At 38.3% G+C, this 14,550-nt stretch carries 12 protein-coding genes and 19 tRNA genes; 27 read left to right on the top strand and 4 right to left on the bottom strand.

What is annotated here, in order from left to right; all coding sequences use genetic code 11:
- The first annotated feature begins 22 nt into the window (after positions 1 to 22).
- The 19 genes from CD152_RS11200 to CD152_RS11115 all read left to right on the top strand — a co-directional run bounded on the left by CD152_RS11200 (position 23) and on the right by CD152_RS11115 (position 1,932).
- Positions 23 to 98: transfer RNA gene (locus CD152_RS11200), tRNA-Lys, on the top strand.
- 17 nt (positions 99 to 115) lie between these two features.
- A tRNA-Leu gene (locus CD152_RS11195) sits at positions 116 to 199 on the top strand.
- A gap of 5 nt (positions 200 to 204) precedes the next feature.
- Positions 205 to 279: transfer RNA gene (locus tag CD152_RS11190), tRNA-Gly, on the top strand.
- A gap of 16 nt (positions 280 to 295) precedes the next feature.
- Positions 296 to 384: transfer RNA gene (locus CD152_RS11185), tRNA-Leu, on the top strand.
- A gap of 15 nt (positions 385 to 399) precedes the next feature.
- Positions 400 to 476: transfer RNA gene (locus tag CD152_RS11180), tRNA-Arg, on the top strand.
- Between the two features lie 13 nt (positions 477 to 489).
- Positions 490 to 563, top strand: a tRNA-Pro gene (locus tag CD152_RS11175).
- A 16-nt stretch (positions 564 to 579) separates the two neighbouring features.
- Positions 580 to 655, top strand: a tRNA-Ala gene (locus CD152_RS11170).
- A gap of 19 nt (positions 656 to 674) precedes the next feature.
- A tRNA-Met gene (locus tag CD152_RS11165) sits at positions 675 to 748 on the top strand.
- A 35-nt stretch (positions 749 to 783) separates the two neighbouring features.
- Positions 784 to 857: transfer RNA gene (locus CD152_RS11160), tRNA-Ile, on the top strand.
- Positions 858 to 867: 10 nt separating this feature from the next.
- A tRNA-Ser gene (locus tag CD152_RS11155) sits at positions 868 to 960 on the top strand.
- An 89-nt stretch (positions 961 to 1,049) separates the two neighbouring features.
- A tRNA-Phe gene (locus CD152_RS11150) sits at positions 1,050 to 1,122 on the top strand.
- 19 nt (positions 1,123 to 1,141) lie between these two features.
- Positions 1,142 to 1,217: transfer RNA gene (locus CD152_RS11145), tRNA-Thr, on the top strand.
- An 8-nt stretch (positions 1,218 to 1,225) separates the two neighbouring features.
- Positions 1,226 to 1,309 (top strand) — tRNA-Tyr (locus CD152_RS11140).
- Positions 1,310 to 1,341: 32 nt separating this feature from the next.
- Positions 1,342 to 1,415 (top strand) — tRNA-Trp (locus tag CD152_RS11135).
- A 2-nt stretch (positions 1,416 to 1,417) separates the two neighbouring features.
- Positions 1,418 to 1,490 (top strand) — tRNA-His (locus tag CD152_RS11130).
- Between the two features lie 12 nt (positions 1,491 to 1,502).
- A tRNA-Gln gene (locus tag CD152_RS11125) sits at positions 1,503 to 1,574 on the top strand.
- A 5-nt stretch (positions 1,575 to 1,579) separates the two neighbouring features.
- Positions 1,580 to 1,653 (top strand) — tRNA-Cys (locus CD152_RS11120).
- Positions 1,654 to 1,672: 19 nt separating this feature from the next.
- Positions 1,673 to 1,747: transfer RNA gene (locus CD152_RS12010), tRNA-Gly, on the top strand.
- A 103-nt stretch (positions 1,748 to 1,850) separates the two neighbouring features.
- Positions 1,851 to 1,932, top strand: a tRNA-Leu gene (locus CD152_RS11115).
- Between the two features lie 24 nt (positions 1,933 to 1,956).
- Here the strand turns inward: CD152_RS11115 and CD152_RS11110 are convergent.
- A complete protein-coding gene (locus CD152_RS11110) occupies positions 1,957 to 3,204 on the bottom strand; it encodes a helix-turn-helix domain-containing protein (protein WP_101140958.1) in 1,248 nt (415 codons plus the stop codon).
- A 100-nt stretch (positions 3,205 to 3,304) separates the two neighbouring features.
- On the opposite strand from CD152_RS11110, the gene CD152_RS11105 reads away from it, so the two are divergent.
- A complete protein-coding gene (locus tag CD152_RS11105; RefSeq protein ID WP_103214798.1) occupies positions 3,305 to 4,555 on the top strand; it encodes an MFS transporter in 1,251 nt (416 codons plus the stop codon).
- An 89-nt stretch (positions 4,556 to 4,644) separates the two neighbouring features.
- Here CD152_RS11105 and CD152_RS11100 read toward each other — a convergent pair whose 3' ends face one another.
- Positions 4,645 to 5,199, bottom strand: a complete 555-nt coding sequence (locus CD152_RS11100) for an ATP-dependent Clp protease proteolytic subunit (protein ID WP_012657488.1) — start codon at positions 5,197 to 5,199, stop codon at positions 4,645 to 4,647.
- A 327-nt stretch (positions 5,200 to 5,526) separates the two neighbouring features.
- Here CD152_RS11100 and CD152_RS11095 point away from each other — a divergent pair, with 327 nt between their 5' ends.
- Positions 5,527 to 6,573: a PTS transporter subunit IIC gene (locus tag CD152_RS11095; protein ID WP_099482137.1), complete on the top strand. Its 1,047-nt coding sequence runs from the start codon at positions 5,527 to 5,529 to the stop codon at positions 6,571 to 6,573.
- A 94-nt stretch (positions 6,574 to 6,667) separates the two neighbouring features.
- Here the strand turns inward: CD152_RS11095 and CD152_RS11090 are convergent, their stop codons facing one another.
- On the bottom strand, positions 6,668 to 7,834 hold the full coding sequence (locus tag CD152_RS11090; RefSeq protein WP_103214797.1) for an aminotransferase class I/II-fold pyridoxal phosphate-dependent enzyme: 1,167 nt from the start codon (positions 7,832 to 7,834) through the stop codon (positions 6,668 to 6,670).
- A gap of 158 nt (positions 7,835 to 7,992) precedes the next feature.
- On the opposite strand from CD152_RS11090, the gene CD152_RS11085 reads away from it, so the two are divergent.
- The 6 genes from CD152_RS11085 (at position 7,993) to CD152_RS11060 (ending at position 13,476) form a co-directional block, all read left to right on the top strand.
- A complete protein-coding gene (locus CD152_RS11085) occupies positions 7,993 to 9,444 on the top strand; it encodes an ABC transporter substrate-binding protein/permease (protein ID WP_103214796.1) in 1,452 nt (483 codons plus the stop codon).
- Positions 9,437 to 10,159 (top strand): amino acid ABC transporter ATP-binding protein, encoded by a 723-nt coding sequence (locus tag CD152_RS11080; RefSeq protein WP_103214795.1) that lies wholly within the window; start codon positions 9,437 to 9,439, stop codon positions 10,157 to 10,159. The genes CD152_RS11085 and CD152_RS11080 overlap by 8 nt, the downstream gene beginning before the upstream one ends.
- A gap of 59 nt (positions 10,160 to 10,218) precedes the next feature.
- Positions 10,219 to 11,340: a tRNA epoxyqueuosine(34) reductase QueG gene (gene queG, locus CD152_RS11075; RefSeq protein ID WP_012657483.1), complete on the top strand. Its 1,122-nt coding sequence runs from the start codon at positions 10,219 to 10,221 to the stop codon at positions 11,338 to 11,340.
- A complete protein-coding gene (gene trmL / locus CD152_RS11070) occupies positions 11,341 to 11,814 on the top strand; it encodes a tRNA (uridine(34)/cytosine(34)/5-carboxymethylaminomethyluridine(34)-2'-O)-methyltransferase TrmL (protein ID WP_012657482.1) in 474 nt (157 codons plus the stop codon). It abuts the gene before it with no gap.
- Positions 11,815 to 11,828: 14 nt separating this feature from the next.
- Entirely contained in the window at positions 11,829 to 12,563 is a 735-nt protein-coding gene (nfsA, locus tag CD152_RS11065) for an oxygen-insensitive NADPH nitroreductase (RefSeq protein ID WP_103214794.1), read from the top strand.
- A gap of 301 nt (positions 12,564 to 12,864) precedes the next feature.
- Positions 12,865 to 13,476 (top strand): 6-phosphogluconolactonase, encoded by a 612-nt coding sequence (locus CD152_RS11060; RefSeq protein WP_101038289.1) that lies wholly within the window; start codon positions 12,865 to 12,867, stop codon positions 13,474 to 13,476.
- Between the two features lie 166 nt (positions 13,477 to 13,642).
- Here the strand turns inward: CD152_RS11060 and CD152_RS11055 are convergent, their stop codons facing one another.
- On the bottom strand, positions 13,643 to 14,533 hold the full coding sequence (locus tag CD152_RS11055; protein ID WP_103214793.1) for a nuclease-related domain-containing protein: 891 nt from the start codon (positions 14,531 to 14,533) through the stop codon (positions 13,643 to 13,645).
- Positions 14,534 to 14,550: the final 17 nt, after the last annotated feature.

The following is a 14,550-nucleotide window of genomic DNA, read 5'->3' as shown; positions in this document are numbered from 1 at the left end:
CCTTTTTCCGGCACCATTTCTAGAGCCATTAGCTCAGTTGGTAGAGCATTTGACTTTTAATCAAAGGGTCAGAGGTTCGAATCCTCTATGGCTCACCATTTTAATAATTTTATATGCGGGTGTGGCGGAATTGGCAGACGCACTAGACTTAGGATCTAGCGCCTTTGGCGTGGGGGTTCGACTCCCTTCACCCGCACCATTTTTGCGAAAGTAGTTCAGTGGTAGAATACAACCTTGCCAAGGTTGGGGTCGCGGGTTCGAATCCCGTCTTTCGCTCCATTATTAAATTTTAAATGCCGGGGTGGCGGAACTGGCAGACGCACAGGACTTAAAATCCTGCGGTAAGTGATTACCGTACCGGTTCGATTCCGGTCCTCGGCACCATTTAATCTTTAATATGCGCCCGTAGCTCAATTGGATAGAGCGTTTGACTACGGATCAAAAGGTTAGGGGTTCGACTCCTCTCGGGCGCGCCATTTTTATTAGCTACGGGAAGTAGCTCAGCTTGGTAGAGCACTTGGTTTGGGACCAAGGGGTCGCAGGTTCGAATCCTGTCTTCCCGACTCGCTTTACATATATGGGGGCTTAGCTCAGCTGGGAGAGCGCCTGCTTTGCACGCAGGAGGTCAGCGGTTCGATCCCGCTAGTCTCCACCATAAACTTCATTATTATTTCGGCGGCGTAGCTCAGCTGGCTAGAGCGTACGGTTCATACCCGTGAGGTCGGGGGTTCGATCCCCTCTGCCGCCACTATTTATTTTAATAAGTGTTTACCTTTGGATTTAGGACCTTTAGCTCAGTTGGTTAGAGCAAACGGCTCATAACCGTTTGGTCGCAGGTTCGAGTCCTGCAAGGTCCACTTTATATATGGAGGAATACCCAAGTCCGGCTGAAGGGATCGGTCTTGAAAACCGACAGGGGCTTAACGGCTCGCGGGGGTTCGAATCCCTCTTCCTCCGCCATTATTTTTTACTTCAGCACTCAATAAAATATGGTTTTCAATTTATTTATTATTATCGCGGGTTCGATTCCCGTCGGGACCGCCATGTATGGCTCAGTAGCTCAGTCGGTAGAGCAAAGGATTGAAAATCCTTGTGTCGGCGGTTCGATTCCGTCCTGAGCCATCTTTTTATTTTGTATTATGCCGGAATAGCTCAACTGGTAGAGCAACTGACTTGTAATCAGTAGGTTGAGGGTTCAAGTCCTTTTTCCGGCACCATTCCATCTGGAGGGGTAGCGAAGTGGCTAAACGCGGCGGACTGTAAATCCGCTCCTTCGGGTTCGGCAGTTCGAATCTGCCCCCCTCCACCATTTGATTCATACATATGCTATAATATTAATATAGGGGCATAGTTCAACGGTAGAATAGAGGTCTCCAAAACCTTTGGTGTGGGTTCGATTCCTACTGCCCCTGCCATGGCGATTGTGGCGAAGTGGTTAACGCATCGGATTGTGGTTCCGACACTCGTGGGTTCGATTCCCATCAGTCGCCCTTTATTATTAATGGGCTATAGCCAAGCGGTAAGGCAACGGACTTTGACTCCGTCACTCGTTGGTTCGAATCCAGCTAGCCCAGTTAAAGGCGCCATAGCCAAGTGGTAAGGCCGAGGTCTGCAAAACCTCTATCACCGGTTCAAATCCGGTTGGCGCCTCCATCTTTACTAATTTTATATTGCGGGAGTATTTCAACTTTTAGAATACAGATCTTCCTGATCTGAGGTGTAGGTGTAAGTCCTACCTTCCGCTCCATTTATAGTTACCATAGGGTAGCTTATTTTTTTCTTACACACTGTCATTGACTATCCTGGTAATTAGCACTATACTAAGTTTACTGCAATTAATTTAATATTTAGCCACCGTGGCGGAATTGGCAGACGCGCCGGACTCAAAATCCGGTTCCTCACGGAGTGTCGGTTCGACCCCGACCGGTGGTATACTAAAGCCTCTAAACATTGCGTCTAGAGGCTTTTATTTATGATACGTTCATATGTCTGTTCGGTTATTTGAGTGAAGTGATTCGATGGGATTGATTCAATCATACCCATCGCCTTAATAATGTAATCACATGCGCTTTTATGATTGCCTAATCGCTCCTCATTTAAAGCAAGATAAGTGTATTTCTGCGCATGTATACTTACGTCTGCAAGTGCCGTAAATTCTGTATCAGCGTCATCGCTTTTCAAAATGGAAACTGCGCTGTCATATTGTTGTAAGTTATAAAGTGCAATTGCTTTATATAAGCTCCAGAAGGCCTCGAAGTTATCGTTTACTTGCTGCTGGTACTGATTGTGCTTTAACAGTGTATCTCTTTGATCCAGTAGGTGTAACAGCTTATGGTATTCCTCGTTAAAGAAGTAATAGATGATATCTGTTGTAAATATATCGAAATTTGTCTGGAAATCATCTGGATTTAAATGCTTTATATTATCAAATTTTTTATATGTGACTCTATAATGTGTTTCATCCTGATTCAATATATACATGATGCACAATGATTTATATATTGGTGTCAGATGTTTGTAAGTCTTGTTCTCTATACACTTTTCTTCAGCAAGCTTAAAGTATTTAATACAGTCATCAATATCGTAGTTCTGATAGCAGAACATTCCGATTGATACGAGTAAGTTAGGGATGATATTTGGATTTGTAACAGATAGGTCATCTTTATAATTTTCATAAGTTGTAATCGCATGCTGCAATGCTTTATCGTAATCCCTTACAAGATAATATATGCTTGCGTAATCTCTTTCAACCTCGATTAATTCATTTATATCATCATTATCAGCATAGATTGATTTTGCTTTATTCATATATTTCACAGCATTATCAACATCATTAATGCGTGCTTTTGTAAATGCATAATGCTTAAATATGAAGGCGCCCTTTCTGTTATGCTGTATCTCATTAATAATAGGGGATAGGATTCCATCAATTTCTTTCTGATAAGAAATATTCGGTACTTTTAATATCTGTTTAATTTCATTATAAATATTGTTTGTTGTAACCTCGCTGCCATCCTCCAGTAAAGCACTGACAGATGTACCTAAACGTTCAGCAATATATTCTAAACTTTCCATTGATGGGTTGTTTTTGTTGTTTTCGATAAGACTTAACATGCCCTTTGTCATATAATCTCCAGCAAGAGCTTCTAATGTCAATTTCTTTTCTTTTCTTAAATTTCTGATTCTACTTCCTAACATATTCATTCTTTCCCTCCATATGTTTAATTGTATTAAACTTTTGTTTGCATTTCAAATTTTCTTTTTATATAATAAGTTTAATTAAATTAAACGAAGGGGAGATTTAATGACAAATCAAATAAGACAGTCCTATCGTCAAATGATCATCTTAATAGTAAGTGGGATGATTTGTGTATTAGGAGTATCCATTTATAGCTTTGGGATTAGTTTCTTTATATTGTCTACGACAGGTTCTGCAAAGTTATTCTCATTTAACTTAGCGATTGGTATTATAGGTCGTATATTAGCAACTCCTGTATCAGGTTATCTAGCAGATCATTATAATCGTAAGAAAGTTCTTATATATGCAATCTTTGCAGAAGCACTTATAGTTTCATTATTGCTCTTATATGTTCACTTTCTTGGTTTTCACATTATAGCTTTGTATATTACGACATTTTTAGCCAGTTATATTTCAAGTGTAAGTAATCCCAGTTTGTTATCTGCAATGCCAAATATTGTTCACGAAGATCATCTGCAGAAAACGATGGGTTATAATTCTACAGCGACAAGTTTATCAATGTTGCTCGGGCCTGCTGCTGGCGGGTTGATGTACGCTATTGTTTCTAAGGAAGTATTTATTCTATGCTTTATAGTGGCATATATTATTGCAGGAAGTATGATGATGAGCTTAAATTTTAATTTATTTAAAAAAACAGAAAGTACGGCTCAGAATGACAGTGAGAATATTATGCAGAGCTTTAAGTTTGGTATTCATTATATTTGGGGACATCCAATACTTCGTACACTTATCATTTTATTCATGTCGCTTAACTTCTTTATGTCGTGTATTAATATTGGTATGGGTAAGATTATTATTGGTCATTACGGGGCAAGTTCCCAGATGATGGGAATATTAGAAGCTACATTCAGTATCGGAATACTTGTAGGTGGATTAATTATTGGTTCTCAGAAGAAGTTTAAATCTCCTTTTCCAATATTAAAGGGTGGTTTAGTCGTAAATTCAGTATGTATTATGATTGTAAGCATTCCATTATTTATATTTGATGAACTGTGGGTTGTGTATTATACATTTATGATTATTGGCTTTATCGTCGGTATATCAGGACAATATGTGAATACACCTGTTATGCTGTATTTTCAAGAAAGTATTGAAGAACATGTGAGAGGTAGAATATTCTCTGTTATCTTTTTAATTTCACAACTATTGATGCCTATCTCTTATGTTATCTTTGGCATTATATTTGATTTTGGGTATTACGCTGTTACTTTCTTAATTTGTGGAGCATTAAGTTTACTGCTCGTATTAGGTGCTATGAATAGGAGCTTTAATAAGAAGGTAAATATACAGCATTAATAAGCTATAGGTTATTACGTCATTAAAATATTTGTTGCTTCTTTAATTCCAAAAAATCTCAATGCAACGTAATGTGCATTGAGATTTTTTTAGATTTCTTTTTGGTTTTCAATAATTTTATTTACGATACCGTATTCTTTTGCTTCTTCTGTATTTAACCAGTAGTCACGGCCTGTATGCTGTTCGACTTCTTCTACAGATTTACCAGTTTCACGTGCGATTAATTCATTTAACTTTTGGCGTGTACGGATAATTTCTTTCGCTGTAATCTCCATATTTGACGCTTGTCCTTGAGTGCCTCCACTTGGCTGATGGATCATAAAGCGTGTATTTGGTAATGCGTAACGATTTTCTTTCTTACCTGATAAGTAAATTAATACGCCCGCACTAACTACCCAACCTGCACCAATAATCTTCACTTCTGATTCGATGAAATTAATCATATCGTGAATTAAATAACCAGAGTCTACATGTCCACCAGGAGAAGAGATGATTAATTTAATTGGTTCATGATTGATTGAATCTAAAAGTAATAATTGATTGACAACTTCTTTCGCTGACTTGTCATCAATACCTCCAGAGATTAGGATTGTTCTTGATTCTATCATTTTCTCTAACATAAGATCTTTGTTTTCGTTTGTCATAATAAGCCTCCTATATGCTTGTTATTATTATTTTATTGTTTTGGTCAATTTAAGTCAAAGAATATGGATTGTTTAGGTATGATAATGCATTTATATATGCAAAATCATATTATATATTGGAAGATAATTTAGTATGATAGATAAAAACAACTGAATGGTGAAGATTTTACCTTGAGTCCTGGAAATACTAGAGTAAAGCACAGAACCGAAAAATAGTGGCAACTTTATAAAAAATTAAATAAATTCATTGCTTTTAAGCATTAAAGTATGATAGAAATAATACTATACATTTTTATATTTAAATTAAGGAATAGGGTGGGTATACAAATGAATATTAGTGCAAAACAATTCTTCACTAACATTTTAAATGGAATGGCAGCCGGTATTGTCGTTGCTTTAGTACCAAATGCAATGCTTGGGGAGCTTTTCAAATATTTAGCAGGTTATCATCCTGTGTTTACAAGTCTTGGACAATTATTGATTATCTTTCAGTTCTGTCTGAGTGCACTGGCGGGTATTACAATAAGTCAGCAATTTAAATTTAACGGGTTACAGACAGCGATACTTTCCGGTGCCTCAGTGCTCGGTTCTGGCGCTGTTCAATTTAATGGAAAAGGTTTTATGTTTGTTGGTATCGGTGACATAATTAACATGATGTTAACCGTTGCACTGAGTGCATTTGTATTAATTTTACTAGGGAATAAGATGGGAAGTCTGAATATCGTCTTTTTACCACTTTTTGCAGGAATCTTACCTGGTTTTATCGGGTCTCTTACATTACCTTACGTTAAACAATTTACAGGTGCGATTGGACAGGTGATTCAACATTTTACGACTTTGAATCCACTGTTGATGTGCATTTTAATTGCAGTTAGTTACAGCCTGCTGATGGCAACACCTATTTCTCTAGTAGCTATTGCTACTGTGATTAGTCTTTCAGGACTAGGAAGCGGGGCAGCGAATCTTGGAATTGTAGCATGTTGCTATACGTTTATCTTTGGTTCGTTGAAGGTCAATGATCGCGGAACGGTACTGACTTTAATTATTGGTGCTGCGAAGATGATGATGCCTGTATACTTCAAGAACCCTTTAATTGCTTTACCGCTCTTTATTAACGGGATTGTGGCTGGACTATGTGCATATTTCTTTAATGTTCAAGGTACGCCGATGAGTGCAGGTTTCGGATATACAGGGCTCGTTGGGCCAATCAATGCGCTGAAGTTTATGGAAGGAAGTTTCGCTGCAAATATACTCAGCCTGCTTCTTGCATACGTGATCATTCCATTGCCGATCGCATTTGTTACACATATGGTCCTAAAGAAAATTATGCCGAAATATCAGGATAGCTTGTATAAGTTTACGCCACAGCAGTAGATTGTTTTAGATATTGATATCATGACAAAGAAATAACCCATGTGCAATGAAGATATGCAATCTTCGTAGCGCATGGGTTTATTTTTATATAAATTTATTTCGGTTGTTTTGGATAATTATTCAGGAATCGTTCAAGTCTTACACAGGCTTCTTTAATTTCTTCCATTGTTGATGCGAAAGACAGACGGATATGACCTTCTCCGTATTTAGAGAAAGCACTGCCAGGAACAACTGCAAGACGTTCGGATTCTAGTAATTCTGTTGCAAACTGATATGAATCAGAATTATAGACAGAGATATCCGGGAAGATATAGAAAGCACCTTGAGGTTTTTCTACGGGTAATCCCATCTGCGTTAATTTGTCATACAGATAGTCTCTACGTTCTTTATACGCTTTATTCATTGCGAGAATCTCTTTATTATCATGTGTAAATGCGCTAAGTGCTCCATACTGACTGGGTGTTGCGACACAGATAGAGTTGTATAGATGAACGCTTGTAACGTGTGTAATAAGTTCAGGAGTAGAAACAACATAGCCGACACGTGCACCAGTGATTGCATGTGATTTCGATAATCCATTGATAACAAATAATCTATCACGAACACTGTCAAATTCGATGAATGAATGATGCTCTACGTCATATATATTCTCTGAATAAATCTCATCAGTCACAATAAAGATATCTTCATCTTTCAGCACATCTACAAGACCTTTAATCTGGTTATACGTCAATGTCTTTCCGGTTGGGTTTGTCGGATAGTTAAAGAGAATCGCTTTCGTATCTTTAGTGATTGCTCTTTTGACCGCTTCTGGTGTCGGAATTAAATGCGTATCACGTGTATCAATATTCACAACTTTAGCACCAAGCAGCTTCAGAATTGGTTCATATCCAAGATAACTTGGAGAAGGGATAATCACTTCATCTCCTGGATTAATAATACTTCTGAAAATATCATCTATTGCTTCCGATCCTCCGTTTGTTACGACAATCTGAGTTTCTGCATCATAGTCGACGTTGAAGTCATGCATTAACTTATCGCTGATGGCCTGACGAAGTTCAATAAGACCACGGTTATGAGTATAGCGCAGCTTATTATGGTTGATTGCTTCAACCATGGCATCTTTAATGTATTGTGGTGCATCGAAACCGGACTGACCGAGCGTTAAGTCAACAGCATCGTCCAGACCAGCTACTTTATTTGCAAATTGTCTTGTTCCAGGAATCGTTACTTCTAAAATATTATTATTTAATGTTGGCATATGTTTCACTCTTTCGTTTGTTTGTTCTATAAATTGTACAGTAATGATTATAAAGAATCAAAAAAAATTAAAATTATTAGAACATTCATAAAAATAAAAACATTGTATAATTATTCTAAATAACGTATAATTTGAGTATAACAGAAAGGAGCACTCATATGAAAATAAGAAATGTCATGCAATTAACATTAGTGTTTATAGTATTACTGTCAGTTTTTCCTTTTTCTACAGCGCGTAGTGCGACAGATCAATATGATGTGATTAAGAAGAATGGAGTACTACGTGTGGGTCTGTCAGCAGATTATGCACCCTATGAATTTGAAAAGACAAAGAATGGTAAGCGAGTATATGCCGGGATTGATATAGAGCTCTCCAAAAAACTTGCGAAAGATCTAGGTGTGGAGCTCAAAATTGTCAATATGCAGTTTGATAGCTTGCTAGGGGCGCTTAAAACAGGAAAGATCGATATGATTGCTTCGGGTATGAGTCCAACGCCTGAGCGTAAGAAAGAAGTAGATTTTACAGACTACTATATGCATGTACAGCAACGCATGATTATACAAAAGAAAGATAAAGATAAATTAAAGTCGATAGAAGATTTTACTGGTAAAGCGATTGGTGTACAGAAACAGACGACACAAGAAGAACTAGCTAAGAAAGAAATACCAGAAGCAGAGGTGCAGTCATTAACACGTGTTCCAGAAATAATCATGTCGCTCAATACGGGAAAGATTGATGGTGTGATATTAGAAGGTCCAGTAGGAGAGGCATATCTTTCTCAAAATAAAACCTTAACATTCTCAGAGCTGCAGTTTGCAGATGCTGAAAAGGGAACAGCGATTGCTATCCCTAAGAATTCGCCAAAACTGTTAAGTGAATTAAATAAACACATAAAGGAAGTAAATGATAAGAATTTAATTCAGGATTATAAAGATAAAGCAAATCAAGAGATGTTTGATGATGGCTCTTTCTTTAGTAAATATGGAACATTCTTTATCCAGGGGATTGGTGGAACGATTGTTATTTCATTGATTGGTGTGCTTCTTGGTTCATTATTTGGAGGTATCCTGGCCTTTATGAAACTTAGCAAGAATATTATTGCGAGAACGATATCGTGGATCTATATCGAGTTTATTCGTGGAACGCCATTACTCGTTCAAGTATTCTTAGTGTACTTCGGTACGACAGCAGTGCTCGGCATCGATCTCTCGGCATTCATCTGTGGAGCGATTGCACTCGTTATCAACTGTGCAGCGTATATAGCTGAGATTATTCGTGCAGGGATTAAAGCGGTGGACAAAGGTCAGATGGAAGCGGCACGTTCACTTGGATTAAGCCATTCGCAGGCGATGAACAAAGTCATTATGCCACAAGCAATCAAGAAGATATTGCCAGCACTTGGTAATGAATTTATTACTGTGATTAAAGAGTCATCTATCGTTTCTGTGATCGGGGTATCTGAACTGATGTTCAATGCTCAAGTGGTGCAAGGTGCATCGTTTGATCCATTTACACCGTTGTTGATAGCAGCAGTTGTGTACTTTATATTGACATTCGGATTGTCACGTGTGATGAATGTCTTTGAAAGGAGAATGAGTGTAAGTGATTAATGTGAATAAGCTATATAAAAGTTTTGGAGAAGTTGAAGTGTTAAAAGGGATTGACCTTGAAGTAAATACTGGTGAAGTTGTTGCGATTATCGGACCTTCTGGAAGTGGGAAGTCAACGTTATTACGCTGTTTGAACTTGCTTGAAACGCCAACGAGCGGAGAAATTATATTTGAAGGCAACCAGCTTACAGCGAAAGGGATAAATATCAATAAATTAAGGCAGAAGATGGGGATGGTGTTTCAGAGCTTTAACCTTTTTCCTCACAAGACGGTTATTGAGAATCTGATGCTTGCACCTTCACTGCTTAATAAAGGAGATAAATCTGGGTTAAAGGCAACAGCTCTGGAGTTGCTTGATAAAGTTGGATTACAGGATAGAGCAGAACATTATCCGTCGCAGCTTTCAGGTGGGCAGAAGCAGCGTGTTGCAATTGCACGTGCATTGGCGATGAACCCTGATGTGATGCTCTTTGATGAACCAACATCGGCACTGGATCCTGAAGTGGTAGGAGACGTACTTCAAGTTATGAAGAAGCTTGCTGTTGAAGGGATGACGATGGTTGTTGTGACACATGAGATGGGTTTTGCCAGAGAAGTAGCAGATCGTGTCATCTTTATGGATAAAGGCGTGGTGCAAGAGGAAGGACCGCCTTCTGAACTTTTTACAAACCCTAAGCATGAAAGAACAAAGAGCTTTTTATCTAAAGTATTGTAAGCGTGTGGTCTGCCCACATGCTTTTTTGTGTTAAACTATTAATGCTTAGGAGGTGTACAATGAACGAACAGTTAAAACAGGAGATTATCGCATATAGTAAGACGATCGGCATTGATGCGATTGGTTTTACGACGGCAGAGCCTTTCCATGAACTGCGACCGAAACTAGAAGCTTATTACAACTCAGGCTACGCTTCAGGGTTTGAGAAAGGTTCGATTGAAGAGCGCATTGACCCGAAGCTATCATTACCAGAGGCACAGTCCATCATCGCGATTGCAGTAGGTTATCCGAATAAGTTGCCTAACGCACCGAAAAGCATGCGCGGGGCGCGTCGTGGTATATTCGCACGGGCATCGTGGGGTATAGATTATCATACCCTTCTAAATCGACGATTATCGTTACTTGAAGCGTTTATATTAGAACGTGTGCCCGATGCGAAAGTAATGAATATGGTCGATACAGGTGTGCTAAGTGATCGTGCGGTAGCAGAGCGTGCAGGACTTGGATACGCAGCAAAGAATGGCTTTATATTAAATAAGACACTTGGAACCTGGACCTATCTAGGAGAGATGCTGATCTCTATTCCATTTACGCCTGACCATCCAGTTATCGATTCATGTCTCGACTGTACGATATGTATCGATCGATGCCCTACAGGTGCGCTGCTTGGTGATGGACAACTCGATTCCAATAAATGTATCAGTTTCTTAACGCAGACGAAAGGATTTATGCCGGATGAATACCGTGGGAAGATTGGTAACAGGCTATACGGTTGTGATACGTGTCAGCAAGTATGCCCGAAAAATCGCGGCATCAATACGACGCATGATGACATTGAACTGGAACCACAAACTTTAAAGCCATTACTTGTGCCGCTTTTAAAGATGAATAACAAAGAGTTTAAGAATGAATTTGGTCACCTTGCTGGCGCATGGCGTGGTAAGAAGCCGATTCAGCGCAATGCTATCTTAGCGCTTGCACACTTTAAGGAAATAGATGCTATTGACGACCTGAAAGAAGTAGCAGAAAATGATGTGCGTCCAGAAATTAAAGGAACCGCATACTGGGCACTTGGACAAATTAGTATGTCTACCCATGATTATTTAAGAGAAAGATATACGCAGGAAACAGATAATGATGTTAAAATAGAAATATTAAAAAGTTTAGGAAGTGTAGAATAGATGTCATCAATCAATATCGTATTATATCAACCAGAAATACCAGCAAATACAGGAAATATCGCGCGTAGTTGCGCAGCTACAGATACAGATCTGCATTTAATTCGACCGTTAGGGTTCTCGACTGACGACAAGATGTTGCGTCGCGCAGGACTGGATTACTGGAAATTTGTCAATATTACTTATTATGACAGTATCGAAGAATTCTTTGAGAAGAATAAAGGGCATTACTATTTACTGACGAAGTTCGGTAAGAAACCACATACAACATTTGATTACAGCAACACAGATGAGAAACATTACTTTATATTTGGTAAAGAAACGACAGGTCTCCCTGACTGGGTAAAGGAAAAATATATGGATACAGCGCTTCGTATACCGATGAACGATAATGTACGTTCACTTAATCTGTCGAATACAGCAGCGATTTTAATATATGAGGCATTACGTCAGCAGAACTATCCAGGGTTAAAATAATTCGGAGGTGCACTATGGATACAATCGATTTACTACTCAATCATCGTTCAATACGCAAATTTAAGGATGAACCTTTATCCCAAGAACAAATTAAGACATTGGTAACTGCAGCACAGCATGCATCGACTTCAAGCTACGTTCAAAGCTACTCAATTATAGGAGTAACAGACCCCAAGCTAAAGGCACAGCTAAAGGCAGTTAGCACTCAGAACTATGTTGAACATAATGGGCACCTATTTGTATTTGTCGTAGACTTTAATCGTCATCATCATCTTGGACAGCATTTCAACACGAATGTCGATGATTACTTTGGAACAACGGAATCATTAATTGTGGGGACGGTAGATGCCGCACTTGCAGCTCAGAATATGGCAGTAGCAGCAGAAAGTATGGGTTTAGGGATATGTTATATTGGTTCATTAAGAAACGATATCGCGCGTGTGAGTGCATTGCTGAATTTACCGGAATATACGTATCCGTTATTTGGCATGGTAGCAGGGGTGCCGGATCAGACAGGCAGTCAGAAAGAAAGATTGCCATTTGACGTGGTTTATCACGAAAACAAATATCAACCATTTGATTTCGAGGATTATAAAGATTATGATGCGCGTGTGAGTGCGTATTATAAAGAAAGAACAAATGGACAAAGAGATGATGCCTGGAGTGCTCAAGTCATCGGTATGTTAAAGGGTAAACCGAGACTTGATGTCGATGGGGTATTGAAGTCAAAAGGATTTTTAAAACAATAAAAAAGCAGCCTCGGCTGCTTTTTACTTGTCTAGATCTTCTTCTTTTAAACCGTAACTAGATTCACGGCCAGCTGTTAAGATAGCAGTTAAGAACGCGATACATACCATACCGATTAATAAAGTATTCATTGGTACTCCCCCTAAATAACATTAATATACATATTATAACCTAAAGTTTGAATAAATTAAACATTATTTCTAATCGCCCTTTATAAATTATAAGGTTATGTATGTTAAATTTAGGGTAAGAGTAAAAGTAATCATGTATAATGAAAAAGAGATTGATTAGGAGGAAAACATCATGGCAATGAACTTTAAAGTATTTGAAGATAAATCAACAGCAGCAAACTATGTGGCAGATTTATTCCGTAAACAGATGAACAATAATCCAACTTCTATTATTGCAACAGCATTGGGGAATGAGGCGGATGCTGTACTTGCGGAACTTTCTGCGGATGTTGCAAAGACACCAGTAAATATGAGCCAGATTCACATCTTTGATTACGACAAGAAACAAGCAGAATATTTAAATATAGGTATTGTGGAAAGTCAGTATCATAAAGGTGGTAAAGGAAGTATTATGTCTTTGATTGATGAAGAAGCGAAGACTAAAGAGAACAAAGGAAAACTGACAATCTTATTTGCATCTGTGACAAGCAGTGGAGCAGTAGGCTATAAAGAACTGGATCAAGACGATGACAAAGGTTTACGTGCCGCACGTGAAGTTGTTCTTATCTTAACGGGTCGTGAGAAAGCGGATATAGTTCGTAATCTTTATAAAACTGAAGCGGGTGGACGCTTCGAAGCGGCTAATCTTAAGACACATCGAATGGTGAACGTTATTATGGATAAAGAAGCTGCACAAGGATTACCTGAAGACTTACGTGAATATTTCTATCAAATGTATAGCTAATTGAAGTAAAGGCCCCGGATAGGGGTCTTTTTTGTTGGACGATGTTGAAGGAGTAGAGGTGAATGTCCGGATAGTAGCCATTCGCGGGTGAAAATTGATACGAATGTCCAAAAAAGTGACGCCCATGCCTCAAATTTAGTCCGGGTGTCTCAAAAAGTGACACTTATTATTTTTCTCTTTTAATACTTAATTGAAACGGCTGCTTAATCTCTTGTTTATCCCAATATCTTCTTAAATTTCGTTCGCTCATCAGACCACCGAACCAGTCATAGAACAGCGCTGTCGTTATTACTATATTCGGAAACAGTATTGGCAGATCTTCGAAGCTTGCCTCGATAATTTCACGACTTGAAAATGTCGCCTTACAATACGTACATTGGAACTTCTGAGAGGATTGTTTTATTAATTTGTGATAACAACTTGGACAGTATGCGCCTTTTTCAACTTCGTGATATCGTATTTCTAACGGTTTATCAAAATCATTAGGCTTTCTCATTTGAACCAGTTCAGCTACAACGGCCTGATTATAAAATTTAGGATTCTCGATAGAATTAAGGAATGCTTTATAATTGTGTATCGTTAAATAGTGATCAGGATGCTTAGAATAGATTCTCTGGTCTTTATTCGTAAAAAACGGCTTTACAATAATCTTGTCGACTTTAAATTCAAACACTGAACATATAAGCTTCTTTATCTTCTCAATCTGATTATTCAAGGAATGAAATACTTCACCGTTAGCGAGATAATAAAGTTCACCATCATACGTCAAATCAAAGTTAAAGTACTTCACTTCAAAAATATATAAAGTATTTTCGATAATTAAGATAGAATCAATCTGAACTTGGGTATAATTAATAATATAGTTTAAATCAGTTAAATAGATACATGAGTCATTACCGAAGTGTGCATGTATCAATTCATCAGCGATTACTTCACCGATATAGCCGAGCTCCTTCTTTTCAAGGTCTCGTACATTGGCGTCATTGAAATGATATCTGTGTTTAAGGTGCATAAAGCTGTAGACTTGTTGTGAGGGGATTCTTACGATGTATCGCATGAGGATTCTCCTTATAG

The organism is Macrococcoides caseolyticum (genome assembly GCF_002902665.1).
GTDB classification, from domain to species: domain Bacteria; phylum Bacillota; class Bacilli; order Staphylococcales; family Staphylococcaceae; genus Macrococcoides; species Macrococcoides caseolyticum.
The sequence above is the reverse complement of the archived record's forward strand: the minus strand, read 5'-3'. Positions and strand labels throughout refer to the sequence as shown.

What these genes read in the sequence shown, in the direction of transcription:
- CD152_RS11110 (WP_101140958.1), bottom strand. Translation starts at nt 3,204, where the DNA reads ATGAATATGTTAGGAAGTAGAATCAGAAATTTAAGAAAAGAAAAGAAA.
- CD152_RS11105 (WP_103214798.1), top strand. Translation starts at nt 3,305, where the DNA reads ATGACAAATCAAATAAGACAGTCCTATCGTCAAATGATCATCTTAATA.
- CD152_RS11100 (WP_012657488.1), bottom strand. Translation starts at nt 5,199, where the DNA reads ATGACAAACGAAAACAAAGATCTTATGTTAGAGAAAATGATAGAATCA.
- CD152_RS11095 (WP_099482137.1), top strand. Translation starts at nt 5,527, where the DNA reads ATGAATATTAGTGCAAAACAATTCTTCACTAACATTTTAAATGGAATG.
- CD152_RS11090 (WP_103214797.1), bottom strand. Translation starts at nt 7,834, where the DNA reads ATGCCAACATTAAATAATAATATTTTAGAAGTAACGATTCCTGGAACA.
- CD152_RS11085 (WP_103214796.1), top strand. Translation starts at nt 7,993, where the DNA reads ATGAAAATAAGAAATGTCATGCAATTAACATTAGTGTTTATAGTATTA.
- queG (WP_012657483.1), top strand. Translation starts at nt 10,219, where the DNA reads ATGAACGAACAGTTAAAACAGGAGATTATCGCATATAGTAAGACGATC.
- trmL (WP_012657482.1), top strand. Translation starts at nt 11,341, where the DNA reads ATGTCATCAATCAATATCGTATTATATCAACCAGAAATACCAGCAAAT.
- nfsA (WP_103214794.1), top strand. Translation starts at nt 11,829, where the DNA reads ATGGATACAATCGATTTACTACTCAATCATCGTTCAATACGCAAATTT.
- CD152_RS11060 (WP_101038289.1), top strand. Translation starts at nt 12,865, where the DNA reads ATGGCAATGAACTTTAAAGTATTTGAAGATAAATCAACAGCAGCAAAC.
- CD152_RS11055 (WP_103214793.1), bottom strand. Translation starts at nt 14,533, where the DNA reads ATGCGATACATCGTAAGAATCCCCTCACAACAAGTCTACAGCTTTATG.